The organism is Paenibacillus sp. FSL R5-0636, from assembly GCF_037974255.1.
GTDB lineage: Bacteria > Bacillota > Bacilli > Paenibacillales > Paenibacillaceae > Paenibacillus_AQ > Paenibacillus_AQ odorifer.
In genome coordinates this window covers 6,459,502-6,485,951 of record NZ_CP150232.1, presented here as the reverse complement: position 1 = coordinate 6,485,951, position 26,450 = coordinate 6,459,502, and the positions used below count along the sequence as shown (strand labels likewise).

Sequence of the window (26,450 nt, the reverse complement as noted above, 5' to 3'; positions counted from 1 at the left end):
TTTGAGTAAAGTCAGTGTAATTATGCCTTGTTATAACGACGGTGAATATATTGAACAGGCAATAAATTCAGTACGTTCACAAACTTATAACAATATTGAACTTATAATAATTGATGATGGTTCGACGGACCCTAATACAATTATTACACTGAATAAGTTCAATAATACTGATATTATTTTGTTGAGAACTGATAATACCAGACCTGCAGCTGCAAGAAATGCAGGTATAGCTCATGCTACTGGTAAATATATAATGCCAGTTGATGCTGATGATATCATCGAACCAACCTACATCGAGAAAGCTGTCAAAATTATAGAATCAAATAAGAAAATTGGTGTGGTTTACTGCTATGCTGATTTATTTGGTGATAGAACTGGGAGATGGAGTCTTCCGAACTACTCACTAGATGCAATGCTGCTTGATAATGTTGTGTTTGTAACATCGCTCTTTTACAAAGAAGATTGGGAAAAAGTTGGGGGTTTTAAAACCACCATGTATCATGGTATGGAAGATTATGATTTTTGGCTTTCCATTATAGAACTAGACAAAGAAATCTATCAAATTCCAGAGGTACTGTTTAACTACCGAATTAAACCTAAATCGCGGACCACAGAGTTTATGTCTAACGCGGAAATTGTTAAACAGACCTATCGTTCAATTTATAACCAACATCCTAAACTTTATGAACAGTATACTAATGAGTACGCAGTTATACTAAGGGATGCTTTGATAGAGCAAATATTTCTTAATCGAGCTCTTCAAGAGGGCATAGCTATATTAGATAAATTAAAAAGCATACCATTATTAAAGTTAATAATAAAAAAATATATCATGAAGAGGTAAACGATGATCATATTCACTTCTATTTGTGCAAATTATTTGCATAAAGCCCGTACATTGGCAAAGTCAGTAAAGGATAATATACCAAATTGTAAGTTTATCATATGTCTAACTGAACAAGAGATGCTTCCTGAATTCAATTACGAGTATTTTGATGATATCGTACTATCGAAGGATGCTTGGGAAGGAAATTTCAATCGATTTATATTTAAACATACTATTGTTGAAGCTTCTACAGCTGTCAAAGGCCAATTTTTTAAATATCTTTATGCTAACTACGAGGATGAGACTCAATTTATTTATTTAGATCCAGATATATATGTGTATTCAGATTTTATTGAACTTAAGCAGCTATTGATAACTCGACCAATAGTACTTTGTCCGCATTTGCTTCAGCCAGGTAATATTGATATGGAACTCTCTAGCACATCTCATGGTGTTTATAACTTAGGATTTCTTGCTGTAAACAGAAGTGAAGAGGCCCAAAGCTTCATAAACTGGTGGGCAGAGAGATTATACTTATTTTGCTATGATGACATTGCGAGAGGAATTTTTACTGATCAAAAGTGGATTGATTTGGCACCGTGTTTTTTTGATGTGGAAATATTTAAACATCATGGATATGATTTTGCGCCGTGGTCACTATTGAATTGTGATATGACTGAACAAAGTGGACAATATTATGTAAAAGGGGACCCCCTAAGATTTATACACTACTCAGGATTTGGTAGTTCTGCTGAAAAATGCATGAATGATTGGCTTCCTAAAGGGCCTCACCCCTTCAAAGATTTGTATGATAAATATGCATATTATCACAATTTAAATAATTCTGATAATATCTCTAAAACAAAATGGACTTATGCATATTATAAGTCAGGCGAGAAAATAAATGATTTGGTAAGAATGGATTATCGTAAAGACTATGATTTGATGTTTAGTATTGAAAATCCTTTTGAAATGAGTAATGATTTTTTTAATAGTAAATTGAATTTAAATGTTAATTTTAAAAAATACAAATCATTATCATCGAAAGCAATAAGTATTATACGTTCAGAAGGCTTTGGTGCTTTCTTGAAAAAGTTGATTCGGAAAATTGCTAAATGATATTAGATCTTCAAAGTAGCTGAATGCATATTATAAGGAGTTTCTTCGGCGTAACGTAACAATTATAAAACCCGAGGTAACTCCTTATTCCATGTATTATGCCGGATATATTCACGTGGGTTGGGTTGGTTTAGTCTGCTTTTTTACGTAAATGGAAGGGTTCAGACGAACGAGAGTATGGGTAGAACAATCTACACATTGTAGCTCAAAGATACTAAAGGTTTTTTTACATGTGCTCATCCGAGGATGGCGACAATGGGTTGTGCTTATGATCAGCCGGAGACAGGGCAACAAACAACATTGTCATTCTGAGATGTGAACCAGGGAGCTCGATAGTTTTTTGAAATTACTCTTGCTATACTAAAGCGCGTTATCAAAAACGCAAACAATATATAACACAGGAGAATTTATGAAATATATAACTAAAACGCACAAAAAAGTTATTTTGTTTATTATATTAATAGTGCTAATGAATGTTGCTATATTCACATCCTTTAGACAATCAGTGAATTTATCCATTTACAGTGAAAATGATTCTAAAATTAGTTTTTTTTATGATAATGGTCACCCCGATTATCCCTTTGATGATTCCCATATGTCTCAAGAGTATTTTGTGAAAAGTAGCAAGGTGCAAAATGTGAAATTTCCATTAGATATAGTTAATTCTAATAAGCTGCGAATTGATTTTGGTGATAAATCAGGCAATTTTAAGATATATTCTTTGTCTATTCAAAAATCTCCTCTATATGAATATGTTATTAGTGGAAAAGTGTTTTTGGATAAATTTAAATTTAAAAACGATATTTCTCAATATTCTTTTGAAGACGGAACCGTTAACATCGCTAGTTCTGGTCCTGATGGTCATATTTACTCTACAGACACATATTCAAATTTACCAATAAAGTTCAAAAATTCATTCTTAATCAAAGAGCTTTTTATAGCTTGTATAGCCTTATTCATATTGTTTATTAATAAATTGCTCTTGATATTTCGTAGTTTACCAAAATTGCCGATTTACTATAAAACAATTAAAGAGAAGTTTGTAATCAAAAATACTTTTTTAAAAAATGCATTTAATTTAATTATAATTATATGTATTTCGATCATATCAGCGGTTATATTGGATGTTGTTATATTACGAAGTATCGCAAAAGTATCAGGGTTCTTTAACTTCGACACTGCTCATCGTTATTTTCTAAATTCTTACGTTTTCTCATTTGATCGAATATACTTCTTTTCATCATTTATTTTCATTATAGGATTAATAGTTATTTTAGGAAAATCTAAAGCACATAAGTATCGATATGTTTTGGCATTTATCTTGCTAATTCTTATGGTGTTAGGAAAATTCACCGGATCATCATTAGGGTTTTATGATGGAATGCTACAAGGCAATACTCCAAGCTATCAACAAAGCACATTACTAGGCAATCCCCAAGGAATCAGAGGTGATGAATGGGCCACAGAGAAACCCTATTACTTTGCCCAGACAAATGCAAATCCCACACTACAGTACTTCAATAAAAACTTGAGTTTTACTGGTACTGACATGGTTATTTCTGCATTTGCACCAGTTAAAGACATAACTGTAATCGCTCGACCTGATCTTTGGGGATTTATGGTAATGCCTAATGATTATGCATTTTCTTTCTATTGGACATTGCGGTTAATTCTATTATTCATGGCATCATATGAAATGGGAGTTCTTCTCACAAAAAAACAACGGTTTGGAATCATTACTGCAATTGTTATTACATTTGCTCCGCCGGTCCAATGGTGGCTATCACAAGCACTAATGCTTATGCTTATGAGTGGGCAATTTGCAATAGTTTTATTTAATAAGTACTTAAATTCTAAAAAGTTATTTGGTAAATTTATCAGTTTATCCGGACTAGCTTTATTCGCTTTAGTTTATATATTGACTATGTATCCTGCAACTCAGGTTCCTTTGGGTTATGTGTTTTTGATGCTTTTCATATATGTATTAATTGAGAATAAAAAGAATAAACCGTTCGCCTTTTCTCGATTACTACAATATGCAGTGATGCTTATACCAATCGCACTGGTTTTATATCATTTTTATTCAAATTCAAAACCTGCTTTGCATGTTATTATGAATACGGTATACCCTGGTTCTGATAGACCATGGATTAAGCTTCCTTGGGACTTTGAATTATATCAGTTTGTAAATATTTTTACTGCAAGTATTAAACAACCGGATTTTTTAAATGCGAGTGAGATTAGCCAATTTTTCACTTTTACTCCATTCGTTATCATAGTTGCTACAACCCTAATATTCAAAAATAAAAAGAAGTCTCTATTAATGTCCCTGTTATTGAGTGTTTCTTTATTTTTAATGCTCGTCTCGTGGATTCCTGAAGCGCCATTCTTCAACAAGATAACTTTATTAAGTTTTACCTATCCTGTTAGGATCACATATGCTTATGGCTACAGTTTCACTTTATTAATTGTATGTCTTCTTGCTCATTTGGAGGACAAACGGGAAAATTTATTCACAGGGAGAATGCCACTTATTTTATCTAGCGTTATATGCTTTCTAACACTTTGCATAATGACAAATAGCATAAATATTTTTAGTTATTTCAAGTCATTTTCTATCGGTACTATATTGATGATTTTAGTAGTTGTCTTACTCTCATATATGGGATTTTTGCTAATGAAGGGTAATTATAACTCTGTACAATCTTTTATTGTTTTGTATTTACTTCTTTCAGTTTGTTCTACAATTATGGTAAATCCTGTTACCAAAGGAACCGATTCTATGTTCGAGAAGACTACCATGGAGCAAATACGAAAAATCAATTCAGTGGATGCTGGCCGATGGATGGTTAGTGGTAGTCCCACTATATCGAATCTTGTAACGGCACAAGGAGTTGCAAGGACAACTGGAACATATTACTATCCGGATTGGGAAATGATGAGCATCATTGATAAAAAACATGAACATATCAATCTTTGGAATCAATTTGCTCATATTGATATGCGCTTAACTGATGGCGATTTAGAATTTTCACTTTTAGATCATGAAAGGAGTCTAAAGGTAAATGGTACTAATCGTATCATTTATACTCCAATTGAAACTGCTAGGGACTTAAAAATTAAATATATATTCACAATGATTCCTATCCCTCAAAGTATTATTGATAAAGGTGAAGTAACTTTATTGTATAAAGACAGTGTAGATCCGTGGTCAATTTATCGCATCAATTACTGAGATATTATTAAATGAAGTGATGTCAAACTAAGTGCGATAGATCATCCAGAAACGATTCGTGAGGTGACTTCCAGCGGAGAAGCTTCGTACTCAGTGCTCCTGATGCGTTTCTTCGAGTGTGTAGGCCGTCGTGTACCCTTTAATAGGGGACGGCCAAAACTCAATTATCGTGTGTCGTAAAGGATGACGACCAGGTCCCAAACCGATGTGCTGGCAGACATGCCCAGAGAATATTTGCATGGACCTTATCTTTTTTAGTTGGCGCACTTCATTTTACTAATATCTGAAATGTTTGTCGGTACTTAAGAAAATATCGTGAGGTGAAAGATAGAAATGAAAGTGTTAGTGATAATTCCCGCTTTCAATGAAGAAGGTAATATAAGGAAGTTAGTGTTTGAGTTAAATAAACTTAATGTTGATGTCATTGTTATCAATGATAAGTCTACTGATAATACTCTGAAAATTCTCAGTGAACTAAAAGTTAATTATATCGATCTACCATGTAATCTAGGAATTGGTGGAGCTGTGCAAACTGGATACACGTATGGTGTTAGAAATGGATATGATGTTGCTGTACAGGTAGATGGGGATGGTCAACACGATCCAAATTATCTACTACAGATAATAACTCCTGTTTTAAATGGAGAAGCCGATATGATAATTGGATCAAGATATATTGAGAAAGAAGGGTTTCAATCAAGTGTCGTGAGGAGAATCGGAATTAAATACTTTAGTTCGCTGATTAGATTACTTACAGGAATGAAAATAACTGATCCAACCTCAGGGTTTAGGGCGTGTAACTTGAAGGTTATGAATTACTTTGCTAATTATTATCCAACAGATTATCCTGAACCAGAATCTATAGTTGCTCTATTGAGACAAAATTATAGAATACTTGAAGTGCCGGTGATTATGTCAGAAAGACAATTTGGCTCATCTTCTATAAACTTAATGAGGTCAATCTATTACGTTATAAAAGTTTCATTAGCAATTCTTATTGATCGATTTAGAAAAAAGGAATTAGTAGAGAGCTTAGAATTACTAGGAGATGACATATGATTCCATTTAATTTGCAACTCATCCTAATTATACTTAGTAGTTTAATATTTGTTTCTTTTATAGTAAGAATCAAAGCTTATAAAATAGAGTTAAAGTACACAATTCTCTGGATTGTTATGACAATTATTAATATACTCATCGCCATATTTCCTAATATTGTTCTTTTCGTTTCGAAATTGCTTTCAATTGAAACTCCTGTGAATACACTGTTTCTATTCGGAATAATGACTTGCTTAATGATACTTTATAATTTGACATCTGAAATATCTAAGAACTCCATAAAAATACGCCAACTTTCCCAAGAAGTAGGGCTCTTGAAAAATGAATTAAAACAATTTGAAAATGAAAGAAAAATGGAGTGATTCTGTGAGGATTGCAAAGATAGAAATCATGAGACAATTTATTAAATATGCATTGGTTGGTGTTATTGGAACCATACTGCATACCTCTGTATTGATATTTTTGGTTGAAAAGGAAGGGTTTCAACCTCTAATAGGTTCATCAGCAGGTTTTATTTTATCACTAATTGTTTCGTATTATATTAATTTAAAATGGACATTTCAGCTGGAGAAAAAGAAATCTTTTTTTTACAAATACGTAATTGTATCATTATCTGGTCTTGGCATTAACCTTTTAATTATGTTCCTGTTAGTTAACTTGTTGGGAGTTTGGTATATTTGGGCTCAGGTTATCGTTATTATTGTTGTACCTATCTCTAATTTCACTTTAAATCGTTACTGGGCTTTTGCTTGAAAATCATTCTGAGGGTTAGGATTGTGGCTAAGAGGCGATTCAATAGCTGATTATCTACCCGACATTCGATGGCTGTTACATTCAATGGGAATGCCTTTTTATGAACGGGTGGATTGATGCTGGCTATGGAAGCGGTTAGTGTAATTGTGTCGATCGTTTACTGCTGCGTTTGTCCATCGGTATCGAATGGAACATAGATTGAACTTGAGAACTTCATACTCGAAACAGCAGTAGTTAATCGTTTCAAGAGGATAATGATTGATCAGTTATGTGAAGGCAGTGACATGAGAGTAGATGATGTAAATAAGATTTTCAAGGTCTAGGTGTGTCTGAGTTCGAATCCAAGATTCCCACAGGTCCTTTCTTTGCAATCGTTACCTTGAGTCGTTCTTTTTGGTCGTCGGAACGTTTTGAATGTCTTCGGGATATTGGCCAAATTTTAGGACTGAAAGTACGTGCTTGCAATAATCATTTGAGTACCCACTAAATGTATGAGAAGAACTTTCAAAAATATCTGCAATTTAGATTAACTTCTGACCTTTTAAATGTAAACGGACTGCTAAATCTCTTTCGTACATGTTGGCGTTTTCTGTGTCTTTCGTTACCATTGTCAGTTGTTCAATCTCGTTTTCGTAATTCATTTCAATCCCCGTATTTGCTTCTTTACTATTTTTCACCTCATGAAGATGATTTTTATATTTTATTTTTGAGTTCAATATATATAACTATATGTTGCAAATCGATATCGAACATCATAAATAAATAATATGAAGAAATAAATACAGAACTACAATCATTTCTGAAATTATCTTATATATATCATTAATGCTAAAAGCTCAAATATTGATTCAGGCGTACCAATCCCTGAAGTAGATCTAGTTTCGGTAGGCCGGCAGCGAAAGTACCGACTATGACTGCCATAACGGAGCCAAACTGTTTGGATCCTAAACTACGAGACTGGGCAAGTCCTTTACCGTAATGGCGAACGATATGACGCCCCGGTATTCCTCCTATTTCTTGATGCAGTCCAACGGGCCTATCCTGAGGGGGAATTGTGATGCTCCTAGATAATAGCCGAATTCAACATGCCACAAAAGAGCAAGCCTATTTGCAAAAGATACTCGGCTACAGTTTGTGCTCCTGCCGAAGTATTCTATGGAGCTCAACTTAGTTGAAGGGCTATGGAAATGGCTAAAAAGTGATATTGTCCACAATGTGTTTTACTAAAAAATTCTTCACACCCGCGTAAAAACGTGTCAACATCAATCCTATGGAGGTCATTGATCGTCTTTGGTGTACGCATGTAATTCAAAATTTTGGTCTATATATAATAAATATTCTCTTGAAATAGTAATCGACATATCATGAATGGGTGACACGTGTGTTGGGGTGTAGAGTTTATTTTTTAAATACTTTTACAATGAATTAATAATTAATCCTTTCTGCGTGTTAGAATAATCATACAAATTATTAAACAAATCTAAAAAGGTGGTAACCACATGAAACTCCTCATCACCGGCGGAGCCGGATTTATCGGCAGCAATTTTGTATTATACATGCTGCAACAACATCCTGATTACCAGATCGTCAACGTGGATGCATTGACTTACGCAGGTAATCTGGAGAACCTAAAATCGATCGAGAATCATCCGAACTATACGTTCGTGAAGGCCGACATTACAGATGTTACTGCGATGGATGAACTGATTAGCCAGGGTGTGGATGTCGTTGTCAATTTCGCGGCGGAGTCGCATGTGGATCGGAGTATTTTAGAGCCGGAAGTGTTTGTGAAGACGAATGTACTTGGAACACAAGTACTTTTGGATGCGGCGAAAAAATACAGTATCACTAAGTTTGTTCAAGTATCTACGGATGAGGTATATGGATCACTGGGTGCGACTGGATTATTCACCGAAGAAACTCCTTTGGCTCCTAACAGTCCATATTCAGCAAGCAAAGCAGGCGGAGACTTGCTAGTACGTGCATATCACGAAACGTTTGGACTGCCAGTGAATATTACCCGCTGCTCAAACAATTATGGCCCGTACCAATTCCCGGAAAAACTTATTCCGCTGATGATCTCCCGCGCACTTGCTGATCAAGCGTTGCCTGTTTATGGCGATGGAATGAATATCCGCGACTGGTTGTATGTTGAGGATCATTGCAGCGCGATTGATCTGGTTATTCACAAGGGTGTGAACGGCGAAGTCTACAACATTGGTGGTAATAATGAACGTACGAATGTGCATATTGTAAACACGGTATTGCAGGAACTAGGCAAGCCTGATTCTTTGATTACTTATGTTCAAGACCGTCCTGGTCATGATCGCCGTTATGGTATTGATCCAACTAAGATTATGAATGAACTGGGATGGAAGCCGAAACATACATTTGAAACAGGTATTAAAGAAACTATCCAATGGTATCTCAATAACCGCGAGTGGTGGACCCGTATTCAATCTGGGGAATACCAAAAATATGCTGAACAGCAATATGGTGATCGATTAGGTGACTCATTGTAATTTTGATACGGGGGTAAAATAGCTATGAAGGTACTTGTTACAGGTGCGGCCGGACAACTAGGTCAGGACGTAGTTTTACTGCTCCAGCATCAAGGTCACGAAGTGTTGGCTTGCGATCGTCAGGAGATGGATATTACTGATCTGGATCAGTGCATCCAAGTTATTGGCGGTTTTGGACCGGATGCGGTTATTCACTGTGCTGCTCATACGGCAGTAGATGCGGCAGAAAGTGATATTGATGCAGCTTATTTAATTAATGCTACTGGAAGCCGAAATGTAGCGCTAGCTTCTGAAAAAGCTGGAGCCAAGCTGGTGTATATTAGCACGGATTATGTGTTTGATGGTATGGGAGCACAGCCTTACCATGAATATGATAATACAGACCCTAAGAGTATATACGGCAAATCGAAACGTGCGGGTGAGGTACTCGTTCAATCCCTCTCCTCTAAGTATTTCATCGTACGAACATCATGGGTGTACGGCAAATACGGGAATAACTTTGTCAAAACAATGCTAAAGCTTGGTCAAGAAAAGCCAATGCTTCAAGTTGTCGATGACCAAAAAGGTTCGCCTACTTATACAGTCGATTTAGCTCGATTCTTGCTTGAGCTTGTTCAAACTGAGAAGTATGGTGTATACCATGCGTCAAATAGCGACTCTTGTACCTGGTTTGAATTTACACAGGCGATCTTTGTAGAGGCCGAGGATATTTTGGGTTTCAAATTCACTGCTACGCTTGAACCGTGTGCCACGGAACAGTTTCCCAGACCTGCACCACGTCCTCGGAATTCGGTGATGGAGCATCTGTCGATACGTACGAATGGTTTTGAGGACATTCGGCCTTGGCGTGAAGGCTTGAGAGATTTCCTCTTAGAGCTAAAAGAATAGAATAACACCAATTGAAACTCCCAAATCGTTTATAACGATGCGGGAGTTTTTTGTGTTCTTTCGTTATAATAAGAAGGAAGCAGGTAGTTAATTAGAAATTACAAAGTCGAGGATACTCATGAATAACAAAACAGTTAGTGTACATATCGTGACCTACAACAGTGCGGATGACATTATAGATTGCTTAGAGGCAGTAATGGCACAGGATTATCCTATTGAGAAAATTGTTGTTGTGGATAATGCGTCTTCGGACGATTGTGCAGAGAAAGTGAATATGTTCTTTAACGCGATCGATAAAGGGGCTTTTTCAAGTAATTCACTAGAGGATTTAGAACCGTTCAATTCACAAGCTAACATGGAAGCGCCCACGAGCCTGCTACTTATCCAAAATCAAAAAAACACAGGCTTCGCCCCAGCTCATAACCAAGCTATAGCTACTACAGAAACAGATTATGTGCTCGTTCTCAATCCGGATTTGACGCTGGCTCCAGACTATATCTCTAGACTAATCGCACAAATGGAAGCCAACCCGCAGATCGGCAGCGCCACAGGTAAGCTTTTGCTAAAGGTTGATCACGGATCAGTAGATAGCACTGGTCTTCAGATGAACAAGGCACGTCGTGCGTTTGACCGTGGTGCGGGTGAGCCAGCAGACCAATGGACACAGTCGGGGACAGTATTTGGCGTTTCTGGGGCTGCGGCGATGTATTCTCGGCGGATGATTGAAGACGTTAGTGTTGGTGGGGAGTTTTTCGATGCAGATTTTTTTGCCTATAAGGAAGATGTGGATGTGGCTTGGAGGGCGGAGTTATTCGGCTGGCGGGGATATTATGATGCTGAGGCAATTGGGTATCATGAACGTGGGTGGAAAACGTCTGGCCGCAGTACCAAACCGATGTTTATCCGACGAATATCTTACATTAATCGCTACAAAATGATCTACAAGAATGAATCGGCTCGAACTATGCTGAAGACAATCTTGGTTTCTCTTCCCTATGAAATTGCCGCTCATGGTTATATGCTTCTGAGAGAGCCAAAGTTAATCGTAGCATGGAAATCCTTTTTTACTCAGCTCCCAGCGTTGAAAAAGAAACGAAAATATATACAGACCGTCGTAAAAGAGAGAAAGAAACCCGTAAATTGAACAGTATCTGGTAAAACCTCCCTGAAAGGTCATCTCCTCTCAGGGAGGTTTTATGTTATAATAATTGTCGGTAGATTACTATATTTGTCAGGAGCGTTACGCAGTGAATGTAGATGTAAGCATACTTATTGTCAATTACAACACGTGTCGCCTGACGATGGACTGTATCAGGTCGGTATATGACTCAGAAACGAACTATTCCTATGAGATTATTTTGATAGACAACAATTCCCATGATGATTCGGTAGAGATGATTGGTAGAGAGTTTCCAAGTGTCATGTTGATCGCAAATAACGACAATGTCGGTTTTGCCCGTGCAAATAATCAGGGGATGGAAGCTTCATCCGGACGGTATGTACTATTGCTCAATTCAGATACGGTGGTACGTAGGGACACGCTGGAGACGATGATCTCCTTTATGGATGGTCGGTCCGATGTTGGGGCGTCAGGATGTAAGATTATTTTGCCAGACGGGTCGCTGGATAAAGCGTGTAAGCGTGGATTTCCTACACCGTCAGCTTCCTTCTATTATGCTTTTGGTTTCAGTAAGTTGTTTCCGGATCGACCGAAGTTTAACGGTTACCAGTTAGGTTATCTGGACCCTGATCTTGATTACCCGATAGATTGTCTGGTGGGTGCGTTTATGCTGCTGCGGCGGGAGACGATTGATCAGGTCGGCGGATTAGATGAAGAGTTTTTTATGTACGGTGAGGATTTAGATTGGTGCTATCGTATTAAAGAGGCTGGGTGGGAGATTTATTATTATCCGAAGACCTCCATCGTACATCTTAAGGGCGGCAGTGCCAGACGTAGACCGTTCAAGATCGTCTATGAATTTCATAGGGCAATGATTTTATTTCATCGTAAGCATTATAGTAGGAAGTACAACAGTATTATAAATGGAACAGTATATGCTGGTGTTGGTGTGAAATTTGCTCTGTCCCTTTTGCGGAATGCCCTAATCTTTCCTAAAGCAGTTCCATCACCTGCACAGAGTCTTAACTCTGCTACGGAAACAGGCGCTCGTAATGATAAGAATACTGAGGTGAGATTATGATTCGGCGGAATCAGAAATTTTTGACACAGCTCTATATGGTTGCTGACTTTCTTGTCATCCAACTGTCCTTTTTAGCGGCTTGGTGGATCAAGTTCAAGAGCGGATGGATGGAATCCTATAACACGCTGCCTGTAGAGTCTTACGCTTATTGGAGTATGATTTATGGTGCAGTAGCTGTCTTAATCGGTATCCTTTTATCGCTTTATTTGCCTAAGCGTAAGAAACGTTTTGTCGATGAATTTATTAAGATTTTCCAAGTGCATATCATGAGTATTTTCATCCTGCTCGGTCTAATGTTCTTCGTGAAAGAAATTGACATCTCCCGTACATATCTGGCTATTTATATGGGGTTTAATGTTCTTTCCATTATGCTTTACCGTTATGTGCTGAAGAAGATGCTTAAATCTTTGCGGGAAAAAGGATTGAATCGTCAGTTCGTACTTATCATCGGTGCAGGTACACTCGGCAAAAGATTCTATAACAATTTGGAGCAATATCCAGAGCTCGGTTATGAAGCCATTGGCTTTTTAGACGATTACCATACTTGGGACGGGATTGAGGAGCAACGGTATAAACCGATCTTGGGAACGGTCGATCAGTTATCCGGAATGCTGGAGATGCTGCCTGTGGATGAGGTTATTCTAGCCTTGCCGCTCGATGCGCATTCTAAATATCCTTCCATTATTGCGGCCTGTGAAAAAGCAGGGGTACGCACATTGATTATTCCGGATTTCTTTGATTATTTACCGGCGCGTCCTTACTTTGATAACTTCGCAGGTATGCCAATGATTAATGTTCGTGATATTCCACTGGATATGACGGGGAATAAGATGGCAAAACGTTTGTTTGATATCGTGTTCTCTCTATTCGCGATTATTATGATATCTCCCGTGATGCTGATCGTAGCTCTCGGCGTACGTCTTACCTCACCGGGACCGATTATATTCCGGCAGGAACGGGTGGGACTTAATCGGCGTAATTTTATGATGTATAAGTTTCGTTCAATGAAGATGCAGCAGGACGGGGAAGAAGATACAGGTTGGAGTACGCGGGAAGATCCTCGTAGAACTCGATTTGGAACCTTTATCCGTAAGACAAGTCTGGATGAGCTTCCGCAATTTTTTAATGTGTTACTGGGTCATATGAGTGTAGTTGGTCCACGGCCAGAACGACCATTTTATGTAGAACAATTCCGTGATGAAATTCCGAAGTATATGGTGAAGCACCATGTGCGTCCAGGAATTACGGGCTGGGCACAGAGCAATGGGCTGCGCGGGGACACTTCAATTGAGGAACGGATTAAGCACGATATTTTCTATATCGAGAACTGGTCCTTACTGTTCGACATTCGAATTATTTTCAAAACGATTCGCAACGGCTTCGTTAACAAAAACGCATATTGAGACCTGCACTTATTTAGATTTGTGAAATTTTAATAATACCCCGTTTTGCCACTGGCAGAGCGGGGTATTAATTTTCTAATCTAAACTTTGTAAAGGAAACTCACAACTATGAATAAGAAAAAGATTATTGCAACCGTAGTAATGATTGTCGCACTAATAATGATTCTTGTAATAACGTTGAACAAAGAGGAAGAGCAACCCGTGAGCGGCTTTGAAGCGCACAAAATCGTTGCACATGCCATGGGGGGAATCAACGGCTATACGTATACCAATGCTTGGGAGGCATTTGTCGCTAACTATGAACGGGGCACTCGCGTATTTGAAGTTGATTTTTTGCTATCGAAGGATGATCAGTTGGTTGCTCGGCATGAATGGACAGGCAATATGAGCAAGCTTTTAGGTCAGTTGGAGGTTCTCCCTGCTAATAAACAGGGTGTGGCACTAGATTACGAGGAATTTATGGACAGCCCCATCCTGAATATATACTCTCCCCTTGATATTGAGAAGGTGCTTGATCTAATGCAGAATTATCCAGATGCTTATATCGTTACGGATACCAAAGAAATCCAACCGGATCTTATAGAGAAGCAATTTACATTGCTGACCCAAGCGGCGCAGCGTCGGGATCCAGCGTTGTTGGAGCGGATAGTTCCACAGATCTACAATCAGCCGATGCTTGATGAGATCAATAAGGTGTATTCTTTTCCAGAAGTGCTTTACACCCTGTACCAATCTAAGGATACGGATGAACAAGTTATTGAGTTTGTTAAAAAAACAGGTGTGGATATTACGATGCCAGTTAACCGGGCCACCAAGAGTTTTGTCAAACAGTTAAAAAATATCGGAGCTCGTGTATACGTTCATACAGTGGATGAAGAGGATGAGATTAGAGAGTTATCTCGTATGGGTGTAGACGGATTTTATAGTGATTTTGTGCCTGAAAATGATTTGAATAACCTCAAAGGTATACGCTGAAATCTTTCTCCACTCATTACCACTAATATATCCCCACAAAGTGATGCTTTCCTCAGATGCGTATTCAGGTACTTTGCAGGGACCCCAAATTTATATACGAAAAAATGTTCGTATTTTTGTTCGCTTTAAATTGACACACCTCCTGTGCTGGCATAGACTAGATCTATATCTTTTGCGGCGGCAGGAGTGTTTTGTCTTGCCCAAATGACAATTAAGGATGATTCTCATGAAATCAGTACAGCAAATGATCAAACCTTGGCGGCATGTGTTTAAGTTGGACCCGGATCGTATGATTTCTGATGAGGATTTGGAGGCCGTTTGCTTGTCCGGCACGGATGCCATATTGATAGGGGGCTCTACAGGAGTAACCTATGAGAATACAGTAGATCTCTTATCAAGAGTAAGACGTTTTGAGCTGCCCTGTGCACTCGAGGTATCCGAACTTGAAGCTGCTGTACCCGGATTTGATCTTTATATGATTCCTATGGTGCTAAATACACCCGATCCAGCTTGGATTGTAGGTCATCATCGTCGAGCTATAGAGCGTTATGGATTTATGATCCCATGGGATCAGCTGCTAACGGAAGGTTACGTCGTTTTGAACAGTGATTCTTCAGTTGCGCGGATTACAGGGGCCGAGACAACCATTAATGCTGAAGAGGCGGCTGCGTATGCCCAGGTTGCGGACAAGCTGATGTCACTGCCAATAGTCTATCTTGAATATAGCGGTAGATTTGGGGAGATGGAGACAGTACGTATAGTGCGTGAGATGGTGGAGCAAGCCCAACTATTTTATGGAGGCGGCATTACTTGTGAGGCGGAGGCCGAGCAGGCAGCAGCTCTATGTGATACAGTAGTTGTCGGCAATATTATTTATCGGGATGTAGAGCAGGCAATTCGTACGGTATTAGCTGTCAAAGAAACTGCGCAAGAGCAGTTCGAGTAGTGATTAGCTTATAGATACTTATGATTTGTAATTTCATTTTTAGAAAGGAGCATGTTACACATGCAACTTATTAACATACAAGACGCGGTCAGCCGATTGAATCCTCCACAAAGGCAGGCTGTCGAGACTACTGAAGGCCCCCTTTTGATTATGGCTGGTGCGGGCAGTGGGAAGACGAGAGTGCTGACTCACAGAATTGCCTGGCTGATTGCCAATCGAAAGGCGCCGCCTTGGGCGATTTTGGCGATTACATTTACGAATAAAGCTGCGAGGGAAATGCAGGAACGTGTATCTAAGCTCGTTGGACCTGAGGGAAGAGATATTTGGGTATCTACCTTTCACTCCATGTGTGTTCGGATCTTGCGGAAGGATATTGAGCGGATTGGATTTACCTCCAACTTCTCGATTCTGGACTCTACAGATCAGTTATCAGTCATTCGTAATTGCATGAAGGAACTGAATATTGATACGAAAAAATTCGAACCGAAAGCTGTACAAGCCATAATTAGCGCATCTAAGAATGAACTGATTACTCCGGCGCAGTATGAGCAAAAAGTCGGTGATTATTTCGAAGGTTTAGTTGCTAAGGTTTATAAAATGTATCAAAGACGTTTGAGAAGCAATAACTCGCTTGATTTTGATGATTTGATTATGAAGACTATCGAATTATTTAAGGAAGTTCCCGAGGTTCTGGATTTTTACCAAAAGAAGTTCAAATACATCCATGTGGATGAGTATCAGGATACGAACAGAGCACAATACATGTTGTGCCGCATGCTGGCAGACAGCCACCACCGCATTTGTGTGGTAGGGGATAGTGACCAGTCGATCTATCGCTGGCGTGGTGCGGATATTACGAATATTCTTAATTTTGAAGAGGATTATCCGGAAGCGAAGACGATTCTGCTAGAACAGAATTACCGTTCAACCGCTAATATCCTGAATGCAGCCAATGGGGTAATCGCGCTTAATAGTGGCCGTAAACCGAAAAAGCTGTGGACCGATTCCGAGGAAGGCGCCAAGATTAAGGTGTACCGGGCGGATTCCGAGCATGACGAAGGATATTTTGTAACCGGAGAAATCAGCAAAAATGTGAAACAAGGTCAAGCCTACCAGAATCACGCGATTTTGTATCGGACGAATGCTCAGTCACGGGTAATAGAGGAAATTCTGATCAAATCAGATATTCCATATCAAATCGTTGGCGGGATCAAGTTCTATGATCGTAAAGAAATCAAGGATCTGCTGGCGTATCTGCGTTTATTGTCTAACCCTGATGATGATATCAGCCTGACGCGTATTATTAATGTTCCTAAGCGTGGATTAGGAGATACAACGGTTGGTAAGCTGGCAGCTGCGGCTGGTGAACGTGGTGTTTCTATTTTCCGCGTTCTGCAAACGGTCGATGATTTGGGCTTTGCTGGACGGACGCGGAATATGCTAGTAGAGTTCTACGATATGATTGAAGCTCTGCATCGTATGGTGGAGTTCTTGTCTGTAACCGAATTGACGGAAAAAATACTGGAGATGTCGCAGTACCGTTTGGAGCTGCAAAATGAAAATACACTCGAATCACGTTCGCGGCTAGAGAATATCGATGAGTTCTTATCGGTGACGATGGAGTTTGAAAAAAACAATGAAGACAAGTCGCTGGTCTCCTTCCTCACGGATCTTGCACTTATCGCAGATATCGATAGTGTGAACGATGATGAAGAGGATCGTAGTGATGCGGTTGTGTTAATGACGATGCACAGCGCCAAAGGTCTGGAGTTCCCGACGGTATTTATCGTCGGAATGGAAGAAGGCGTGTTCCCACACAGCCGTGCCTTTCAGGACAACGACGAGCTGGAAGAGGAACGCCGGCTTGCGTATGTAGGGATCACCCGCGCGGAGAAACAACTGTTTCTCTCTTGTGCGCGGATGCGCACGCTCTTTGGGCGGACGACGGCGAACCAACCGTCCCGCTTCTTAGAGGAGATTCCGGAGGAACTGAAGGAAGATACCGTTAAGACTCAAGACCGCTTCCAGCGCGGAGGCGCGGAGGTAGGCGGTGCTTACGGCGGACGCGGCTTCGGCAGCGGTGGCCGTGGGAACTTTGGCGGCCGAGGCGGAGCCGCCGGAGCTACACCGGCAGGCGGCGGAAGCACGGCGTCAGCGGCGGCAAGCAAGAGCAGCGTGACCGTGACCTCCGGAGGCGCACAGCGTGCTACCGGAGCAGGAGCTGCAGCAGCTGGCGATTACAAAGCGGGTGACAAGGTCTCCCACGGCAAATGGGGCACCGGCACCGTTGTATCTGTTAAAGGCAGCGGGAATGACACGGAGCTGCAGATTGCTTTTCCGGCACCAGTGGGTGTCAAACGTCTGCTTGCGGGGTTTGCGCCGATTACCAAAGTGGAATAATAGCAGACAACGATTAACGAACGGATATTTAGACCACGCTAACTTTAGGAAACTTATTGACGGAGGGATGTACCTGCATGGATGCTATGCATGTGATGGAAGAGCTTGTTGCGGAATTAAATAATTATAATTACCACTACTACACGCTGGATGCACCGCTAGTCAGCGATAAGGAATACGATGTTTTATACGACAAGCTTGTAGCACTGGAGGCTGAGAGTGGCTTCGTGCTACCAGATTCGCCTACACAACGTGTAGGTGGAGAGCTGCTTAAGGGCTTCACGCCGCATCGGCATCTGGCACCGCTTTGGAGTCTGGATAAAGCACAGAATATTGAACAGCTGCGCAGCTGGAATACCCGGGTGCTCCGGTTAGTGAATGAATACAATCTTAAGAATCCAGACAACCCTCTTCCTGATCCTTGTTATGCAGTAGAACTGAAGTTCGATGGCTTAACGCTGAATTTAACCTATCGTAATGGTGTTCTCGAACAGGCATCGACGCGTGGCAATGGTGTAGTTGGCGAAGGAATACTTGCACAGGTGAAGACCATCAAATCCGTTCCATTGACGATTCCCTTCAAGGATGGGGTCATTGAGGTTCAGGGTGAAGGGATTATGAATCTGTCTGTGCTGGCTGATTATAATACAAGGGCTGCAGAGCCGCTGAAGAATGCGCGTAATGCAGCAGCAGGTGCACTGCGTAATCTTAATCCGAAGACTACTGCGGACCGCCGTTTGAACGCTTTTTTCTATAATGTAGGCTTTGCAGAAGGTGCGGAGTTCGCTGATCATCAGGAAATGATGGATTTTCTGCGGAATAACAAATTTAAAGTGAACCCATACCTGACCTACTGCAATGATTTTGATGATGTAACTGAGCAGCTTGCTGGAATCGAGGAGAGTCGTTCGAGTCTCGATTACCTCATTGATGGGGCTGTAATTAAGGTCACGGATTTCAGAATCCGTGAGGTGCTTGGATACACTGACAAGTTCCCGCGTTGGGCAGTAGCTTATAAATTTGAAGCCGAAGAAACGACGACCGTGCTGGAGTCTGTTAGCTGGAATGTAGGTCGTACAGGTAAAGTGACTCCGCTGGCTCGGGTTGAGGCTGTAGAGCTTGCTGGAGTTACCGTTCAGAACTGCACCCTGAATAATGTGGGTGATATTGAGCGCAAAAACTTGAAATTCGCCTTAGGTTCGCGGGTCTTTATTCGCCGTTCCAATGATGTTATCCCAGAAATTCTCGGCAAGGTAACAGAGGAGAATGACGGTGGAGAGATTATTTTCCCTGAGGATTGTCCAGCTTGTGGATATCCGTTAGAAATGCGCGGAGCACATCTTTTCTGTAACAATAAACTGAATTGTAGGCCGCAGATTATCAGTCGGATCACCCACTTTGCTTCGCGTGATGCGATGGATATTGAGACATTCAGTGAGAAGACGGCGGGTCAGCTCTATGATGAGCTTAATGTACATGACTCTGCGGATCTGTATGAACTGAACTTTGAGCAGCTCGTACAGCTGAACCGTTTTGGTGAGAAAAAAGCACAGAATTTGCTGCAAGCTTTAGAAGATAGCAAAGGTAGAGATCTTGCTTCATTTCTCTTTGCGTTAGGGATCCCTAACACAGGTAAAGCAACGACGAAGATGTTGGCTGATCATTTCCGCGATCTGGATGCCGTGATGCAGGCCAAAGCCGAGGAGCTCGCTGAGTTACCAGACATTGGTGGGATTGTCGCCGAGAGCATTGTCAGCTTCTTCGCAGATCCAGTTGTAGTAGCTAATGTTTCCCGCTTGCGGGCGTTGGGTGTGGAAGCGAAGGCTCCTGAGGCGCCACGTCCTGTTAGTACCGATTCCTTCTTTAGTGGCAAAACGGTCGTATTGACCGGTTCCTTGCAAAAGCTTACCCGAGATGAAGCAGCTGAACGTCTGGAAGCACTCGGAGCAAAGGTGTCCGGAAGTGTGTCCAAGAAGACAGATTTAGTTATCGCTGGTGAAAAAGCTGGCAGTAAGCTGGCTAAAGCGCAGCAGTTAGGCATTCAGGTCATTGAGGATGAAGATGAGCTAATTCGCTTGTTGGATATGTAAGTAACAAACTATATTCGATTCCAAAAGGTTCCGGGTTCCATTTCGTTTAAGTGCGAGAGGAGCAGGGGCCTTTTTTGCGTGGATACAACTAAACGTTTCTTTTTTAGAAAAAAATTCGGATGATCTGCTAATATATAGGCTATAGATATTTATTACTATATTTGAAAGGAAACCCTTCCTGTGAAGAGAGAAACGATATTGTTAGTAGATGATGAGAAGGAAATTGTAGAACTGTTAACGATTTATCTCTGTAATGAAGGCTATAGACTGCTAAAGGCTTATGATGGAATGGAAGCGCTGGAATGTCTGCAGAAAGAGGAAGTTGATCTAATTATTCTTGATGTCATGATGCCTAAAATGGACGGGTTAGCTGCATGTATGAAAATCCGTGAAGAGCGGAAAATGCCAATTATCATACTATCAGCCAAAAATACAGATATGGACAAAATCTCCGGCCTGAGCCTCGGGGCAGATGACTACGTGGGCAAGCCGTTTAATCCCTTGGAGATTGTGGCACGAGTAAAATCACAGCTGCGCCGTTATCACGGATTTAATAAGGATAGTAATACGTTGGGAAACGACAGCAAACTAAGCTTTGAGGATCTGACTATAGATACGTCTAAGCATGAGGTGTATGTAGACCAGCAGAAGATTAAACTGACTCCGCGGGAATTCTCTATTCTAGAGCTTTTGGCGAGACACCAAGGTCAAGTGCTTAGCTTGGAGCAAATTTACAATAAGGTATGGAATGAACCTTTTCTAGATGGCGGTAACACAGTGATGGTACATATTCGTAATCTCCGAGACAAAATCGAAATCGATTCGAAACGCCCACGTTACATACAAACCGTCTGGGGAGTTGGCTATAAATTGGACGGACCTTCCTGAAAGGATTAGGTGAGGCTTCTTGAATTCTAAATATATAACGACGATTCGCTGGAAGTTTATGTTCGCTTTTTTGCTGAGTGTGCTTTCAGGCGCTTTGCTGCTTATGGCAGGGTACCAACTCGTCAACTTTATGATCTATCTAAATCCGGCTTCAGAGTCGGCGCCCTATTCACGCATACTGCGCTGGATTATTAATCATATTGGTTCTATGCCACTAATGACAGCAGCGGGTATTATCAGCTTTTTATTATTCTTTTTTATCTACACTCGTAAAGTTGTGCTGTATCTGGAAGAGATCACAAAAGGGATTCGAGAAATTACAAGCTCCGGGATGTCCCATAGAATTGAAGTCAGAACCACGGATGAGCTGGGTGTGCTGGCTGAGAATATTAATGAAATGGCTGAGCGTTTGCAGCACTCCATAGAGGAGGAACGTAAAGCTGTAAATGCAAAAAATGACTTGATCACAGGTGTTTCCCATGATTTACGCACCCCGCTTACCTCTGTCTTGGGTTTTCTGGAATACATCGAACAAGATCGATGTCAGGAAGAAGCGGAAATACGGTATTACGTGGATATAGCCTACAACAAATCCCTGGTGCTGCGTAAACTGATCGATGATCTTTTTGAATACACACGTGTAAATAGTGGAGAGTACCCTTTGGTTATGCAGAGATTGGATTTGAAGGCTTTCATACGGCAGCTGGCCGAGGAGTCGGTTCCTGAACTAACAAAGGCGGATATGGTCTATGAGATCGAGGACGTTGCTGATGAGTTATGGATAGAGGCTTCGCCTAAAGAATTAGTACGTGCTTATGAAAATCTGATTACTAACGCGATCCGTTACGGCAGAAGCGGCGGAAAATTGGAGATAGGTTTCAGTAAAAAGGAAAAGGATGCTGTGGTCCGTATTAGCAACTTTGGAGACAGGATTGCGGAAAGTGATATCCCTTTTATTTTTGAACGATTCTATCGGGCAGAAAAGTCGCGTTCACAGCATACAGGTGGCTCAGGGCTTGGACTTGCGATTGCCAAAAGTATCATCGAACGCCACAATGGCGTTATTTATGTAGAAAGTACATCTCTTCGCACGGATTTTATTACCCGTTTCCCATTCTTCATAGAATCTTAAGAAAACTCTGGCGGGTTCTTAAGATTTGGAAGTTATCCTTGTGGCACAAGGAGGGAACTACCATGCCAAAACTTCGGACGGTTCGTATCAGCTATTTATATATTTTTATGGGTTGCGCTCTTTTGAGTGCTGCCTTTCTTTTTGTTGTCCAGCGGGCTGTCGCTTTGCTGTATTCTCATTATTCGGGCCAATCAGAAGCCTTTTTTGTCCGGCTTATTCATTGGGTTATTAATCATTTGGGTCAAACCCCTAGTGCCATCCTTCTATTTATTCTAGTCTTCGGTGGGCTGTATGTTCTTCGTTCACAGAAAATAGCTGATGATTTGCGCTCGCTAGTGGTGGGAACCTCGGAGCTGGCAGACAAAGGAGTCGCTCAGAACATCAAGGTTCTTTCTGGAGGAGAAATAGGTGAAATTGCTGCTAACCTCAATCGAATGCAAAGAATAGAAGTTCCAGATAGGGATGCAAGCTCAAAGCGGATAGAGGACACACCAGCAGTAGCTTTATTAATAAGGACTAGGGCGATACTTCGCACCCTCCGTGAGGTTGAAGAGGATGAGGCGGAAGTACATACACTTCTTGCAGCAGCGAATGATGAAGTGCGCAGTATGGAGCGGTTCCTGGAGAACCTGATTATCGAATCATGAGCAGATGGAATGCACGCACCCGGATATTGCGAGTAGGGTACCTATTATTTGATGTGAGTGTTATTAGTACGGTATTGGCGCTTTTGATTTTTTTTTATGTATACCAGTATGGGGGGATCGTACTTAACCGGCATGAGGATAGGCTGCAATTGCCAGAATCAAGCATCATCACAGCTTCAGATGGAACAGTTATACGAATGACTCCGCTACCGAGCTCGGGTTATAGGCTTACAGCAGAGCTTGAGGAGATGCCGGCTTTATTGATAAATACCTTTTTAACAGTAGAAGACCGCCGTTTTTATAGCCATCAAGGGGTCGATTATAAAGGGATATCACGCGCTTTCTTAAAAAATATCTTGGACATGAGTTTATCAGAAGGTGGCAGTAGTATTACTCAACAGCTTGCTCGCAATCTTTATTTGAACAGAGATAAGAACATGCTGCGTAAGTTAAATGAAACCTCTATTGCTTTTGCCTTGGAGCAGCGACTGACGAAACGTGAGATTTTGCAGCTGTACCTCAATCAGATTTATATGGGGCGGGGACAATATGGAGTAAAAGCAGCAGCGAAGCGTTACTTCGGCGTGTCTGATCTGAAAAAATTGGAGATCTGGCAAATAGCCACTCTGGCGGGAATCCCTAAAGGCCCCTCTATTTATAACCCAGTAGACAATAGTGCATTATCTAAAACGAGAAGAAATCTAGTGCTAAAGATGATGTTCAATCAGCGACTAATCACGTATGAGCAAATGCAGGAAGCTCTGAATAAACAATATCAGCCTCCAGCTGCGGTCGAAAATGGGGTTGCCGGAGTGTATTATGTGGATGCCGCCCTTAAGGAAGCGGCTCAGATCACAGGGAAATCCGTAGAGGAGCTTCGTACAGGCGGCTACACTATAGTTACAGGTTTGAACATCAAAGCACAGCAGGCACTTGAGCAGGCCGTTCTCAAAGAGGCTTCATTTCCACCTGACGGAAAAGATCAGCAGGTAGAAGCAGCTATGACCATAATGGATCATCGTACAGGAGAAGTAGTGGCGTTGATTGGTGGGCGAGATCAAAACGAGGGCAATTTGAACAGAGCTATTATTGATGCACGTCAGCCTGGTTCCAGCTTTAAGCCGATCATTGATTATGGACCTGCACTCGAGAGCGGGAAATTCAACTCGAATAGTGTGCTGTCCGACCGTAAAGTTGCTTATGGCAGCTATAAGCCTGAGAACTTGAACGGTATATACCAAGGTCAGGTTACAATGAATACAGCTTTGAAAAAGTCCATCAATGCACCAGCTGTTTGGCTATTGAAGCAGGTTGGAATCTCTTCTGCGCGGCAATTTGCCGCCAAATTAGGAATTGTACTGACGGAGGAGGACAATCATTTATCTATAGCTTTGGGGGGGCTTCATAATGGGGTTTCTCCACTAAAAATGGCCCAGGCCTACAGTGTCTTTGCTAGTGGAGGCAAATTTAATGCGGCTCATATGGTGCGCTCCATAACGGATTCAAAAGGGAAGGTCTTGTATACTCATCCCTCTGAATCACGTCAGGTAATCTCGCCGCGTACCGCAGAAGCGATGACGGCTATGTTACGCAATGTTGTTAATGAAGGAACAGGGAAAAAAGCGCAGATGAACAGACCAGTAGCGGGAAAGACCGGTACGACCCAATTGGACTTGGCTGGCGTGAGCAAGAAAGCCAATCGGGATCTTTGGTTTGTAGGCTATACTTCGGAGTGGACAGCTGCGGTATGGATGGGTTTTGATCGTACGAATCAGGATAATTATATGACTGAAGGCAGCGGGAAGGCTGCCGCTCTATTTTCTACAGTAATGAGTAAAGCCTTAAGTGATCATTGAGAAGTTATTGCGCCGCCCATTCTTCTAATTTCTCATCTCTAGGAAGCAGCAAGGCAAGAAACCCAAGCAGCGGGAGGAAGCCGCAAGCGATGAACACTTTAGCAATCCCGATACTATCAATGAGGTTGCCGAGGACTAATGAGCCGATCCCGCCGAGTCCAAAAGCAAGTCCCGTGATCAGACCTGAAACTGTGCCAATGTTGCCCGGATATAGCATTTGAGCATAAATGACGGTAACGGAGAAGCTGGACAGAAGTATGAAACCGCCAATCAGCAGCAATACAGCCGCCCATAATGGACCTACAAAGGGTAGAGCAAGCGCAAAGGGGACGGTTCCCACCATTGACAGTAAGATGAGATTACGCCGTCCAAAACGGTCAGCCAGCGGACCCCCAAAAAATGTACCCACTGCGCCAGCAGCCAAATACATAAAAATATAGATTTGGGCTTTATCCAGTGTCATTTGATATTTGTCCATTAGATAGAAGGCGTAGTAGCTACCGATAGAAGCGCCATACCAAGACCTAACAAAGACTAGGAATACAAGAATAATCGTTGCTGTTCGTATGCTTTTTCGGCGGGCGGGGTCGATTGCTCGTGCTGTTGATTTTTTATGAAAGGTATAACCGGCATCTAGCATTTCTCTATACCAGCGAGCTACATAGGTCTGAACAGCGATTCCGGCAGCCGCGACGATCGTGAAGCCTAGGGCACCAATCTGGCCAAAGGGGATGAATACCCATTTCGTAAGCATTGGACCAAGGGACTGTCCAGCATTGCCGCCCACTTGAAAAATAGATTGCGACAATCCCTTTCGCTGACCTGCGGCCATATGAGCAACACGCATACCCTCTGGGTGGAAGGTGGCTGAACCGAATCCGATCAGGATAACCGAGAATAAGACCAGAAAATAGCTATTGGCATAAGCCAATAGAAGTACACCTAAAAATGTGCTGCACATACCTAGTGGTAATAATATAGGACGGGGTTTACGGTCTGCAGCATATCCAATGACGGGTTGGATTACTGATGACGTCATATTTAAAGCGAATGAGATCCATCCAATCTGGGCGAAAGAGAGCAGTAGATTATCTTTGAGAATAGGGAAGATTGCTGGAATGACTGCCTGTATAGAATCATTAAATAAATGAACAAAACTGACAGCTAACAAAATTTTATAAATCGTTGCCTGCTGCAGATTACGCTGCTCCTTGTCCTTGCTGTCTACCGTGGACGCAGCGTCTGTAGGTTTGGTCTTCATTTTGACTCCTCTCTGTACTGTTAGTTAGAAGGTAAGATTGGCGAATACGATAAATTCTATTTAGCCACAAATAATGGATGAATGGTATCAATTTGTGTTGTATCGAAGTTATTTATACGAATGATTTTTTTATTTCAAAAAAAGCTTGCAAACTCAATGACAGCATGGTATATTATCTCTTGTGCTTACGACGCATCGCACATACGAAACACAAGCGATGAAAAAATAAGTTGACAATATAGAAACAAA

The 26,450-nt window shown here is 41.2% G+C and carries 19 protein-coding genes; 18 read left to right on the top strand and 1 reads right to left on the bottom strand.

The window, feature by feature from the left end:
* The first annotated feature begins 1 nt into the window (after position 1).
* The 18 genes from MKX34_RS29740 to MKX34_RS29655 all read left to right on the top strand — a co-directional run bounded on the left by MKX34_RS29740 (position 2) and on the right by MKX34_RS29655 (position 24,940).
* Positions 2 to 844 (top strand): glycosyltransferase, encoded by an 843-nt coding sequence (locus MKX34_RS29740; RefSeq protein WP_081383164.1) that lies wholly within the window; start codon positions 2 to 4, stop codon positions 842 to 844.
* A 3-nt stretch (positions 845 to 847) separates the two neighbouring features.
* Positions 848 to 1,945, top strand: a complete 1,098-nt coding sequence (locus MKX34_RS29735) for a hypothetical protein (protein WP_076205773.1) — start codon at positions 848 to 850, stop codon at positions 1,943 to 1,945.
* Between the two features lie 505 nt (positions 1,946 to 2,450).
* Positions 2,451 to 5,180, top strand: a complete 2,730-nt coding sequence (locus tag MKX34_RS29730) for a hypothetical protein (RefSeq protein ID WP_339204009.1) — start codon at positions 2,451 to 2,453, stop codon at positions 5,178 to 5,180.
* Positions 5,181 to 5,513: 333 nt separating this feature from the next.
* On the top strand, positions 5,514 to 6,239 hold the full coding sequence (locus tag MKX34_RS29725; protein WP_076282460.1) for a glycosyltransferase family 2 protein: 726 nt from the start codon (positions 5,514 to 5,516) through the stop codon (positions 6,237 to 6,239).
* A gap of 342 nt (positions 6,240 to 6,581) precedes the next feature.
* On the top strand, positions 6,582 to 6,992 hold the full coding sequence (locus MKX34_RS29720) for a GtrA family protein (RefSeq protein WP_076297067.1): 411 nt from the start codon (positions 6,582 to 6,584) through the stop codon (positions 6,990 to 6,992).
* A 1,499-nt stretch (positions 6,993 to 8,491) separates the two neighbouring features.
* Entirely contained in the window at positions 8,492 to 9,514 is a 1,023-nt protein-coding gene (gene rfbB / locus MKX34_RS29715) for a dTDP-glucose 4,6-dehydratase (protein ID WP_076297068.1), read from the top strand.
* A 24-nt stretch (positions 9,515 to 9,538) separates the two neighbouring features.
* Entirely contained in the window at positions 9,539 to 10,402 is an 864-nt protein-coding gene (gene rfbD, locus MKX34_RS29710) for a dTDP-4-dehydrorhamnose reductase (RefSeq protein WP_038573485.1), read from the top strand.
* A gap of 118 nt (positions 10,403 to 10,520) precedes the next feature.
* Complete coding sequence (locus MKX34_RS29705; protein WP_076297069.1) at positions 10,521 to 11,546, top strand: glycosyltransferase family 2 protein; 1,026 nt, start codon at positions 10,521 to 10,523, stop codon at positions 11,544 to 11,546.
* 103 nt (positions 11,547 to 11,649) lie between these two features.
* Positions 11,650 to 12,603, top strand: coding sequence for a glycosyltransferase family 2 protein (locus MKX34_RS29700; protein WP_076297070.1), 954 nt, complete (start codon positions 11,650 to 11,652; stop codon positions 12,601 to 12,603).
* Positions 12,600 to 14,006, top strand: a complete 1,407-nt coding sequence (locus tag MKX34_RS29695) for an undecaprenyl-phosphate glucose phosphotransferase (RefSeq protein WP_076107105.1) — start codon at positions 12,600 to 12,602, stop codon at positions 14,004 to 14,006. The genes MKX34_RS29700 and MKX34_RS29695 overlap by 4 nt, the downstream gene beginning before the upstream one ends.
* 108 nt (positions 14,007 to 14,114) lie before the next feature.
* Positions 14,115 to 14,981 carry a phosphatidylinositol-specific phospholipase C/glycerophosphodiester phosphodiesterase family protein gene (locus tag MKX34_RS29690; protein WP_076297071.1) on the top strand — a complete coding sequence of 289 codons (867 nt, stop codon included), beginning with the start codon at positions 14,115 to 14,117 and terminating at the stop codon, positions 14,979 to 14,981.
* Positions 14,982 to 15,207: 226 nt separating this feature from the next.
* On the top strand, positions 15,208 to 15,927 hold the full coding sequence (locus MKX34_RS29685) for a heptaprenylglyceryl phosphate synthase (RefSeq protein ID WP_143763752.1): 720 nt from the start codon (positions 15,208 to 15,210) through the stop codon (positions 15,925 to 15,927).
* 60 nt (positions 15,928 to 15,987) lie between these two features.
* Positions 15,988 to 18,327, top strand: a complete 2,340-nt coding sequence (pcrA, locus tag MKX34_RS29680) for a DNA helicase PcrA (protein WP_036678664.1) — start codon at positions 15,988 to 15,990, stop codon at positions 18,325 to 18,327.
* Positions 18,328 to 18,404: 77 nt separating this feature from the next.
* Positions 18,405 to 20,417 carry an NAD-dependent DNA ligase LigA gene (gene ligA, locus MKX34_RS29675; RefSeq protein WP_036678665.1) on the top strand — a complete coding sequence of 671 codons (2,013 nt, stop codon included), beginning with the start codon at positions 18,405 to 18,407 and terminating at the stop codon, positions 20,415 to 20,417.
* 180 nt (positions 20,418 to 20,597) lie between these two features.
* Complete coding sequence (locus MKX34_RS29670) at positions 20,598 to 21,305, top strand: response regulator transcription factor (protein WP_036678667.1); 708 nt, start codon at positions 20,598 to 20,600, stop codon at positions 21,303 to 21,305.
* Positions 21,306 to 21,324: 19 nt separating this feature from the next.
* The gene (locus MKX34_RS29665; protein ID WP_036678670.1) at positions 21,325 to 22,437 is read left to right on the top strand and encodes a HAMP domain-containing sensor histidine kinase; all 1,113 of its coding nucleotides are present in this window, start codon (positions 21,325 to 21,327) and stop codon (positions 22,435 to 22,437) included.
* Between the two features lie 62 nt (positions 22,438 to 22,499).
* Positions 22,500 to 23,084, top strand: coding sequence for a HAMP domain-containing protein (locus tag MKX34_RS29660; RefSeq protein WP_036678672.1), 585 nt, complete (start codon positions 22,500 to 22,502; stop codon positions 23,082 to 23,084).
* A complete protein-coding gene (locus tag MKX34_RS29655; RefSeq protein ID WP_076297073.1) occupies positions 23,081 to 24,940 on the top strand; it encodes a PBP1A family penicillin-binding protein in 1,860 nt (619 codons plus the stop codon). The genes MKX34_RS29660 and MKX34_RS29655 overlap by 4 nt, the downstream gene beginning before the upstream one ends.
* Before the next feature lie 4 nt (positions 24,941 to 24,944).
* Here MKX34_RS29655 and MKX34_RS29650 read toward each other — a convergent pair whose 3' ends face one another.
* A complete protein-coding gene (locus tag MKX34_RS29650) occupies positions 24,945 to 26,201 on the bottom strand; it encodes an MFS transporter (RefSeq protein ID WP_036678676.1) in 1,257 nt (418 codons plus the stop codon).
* Positions 26,202 to 26,450: the final 249 nt, after the last annotated feature.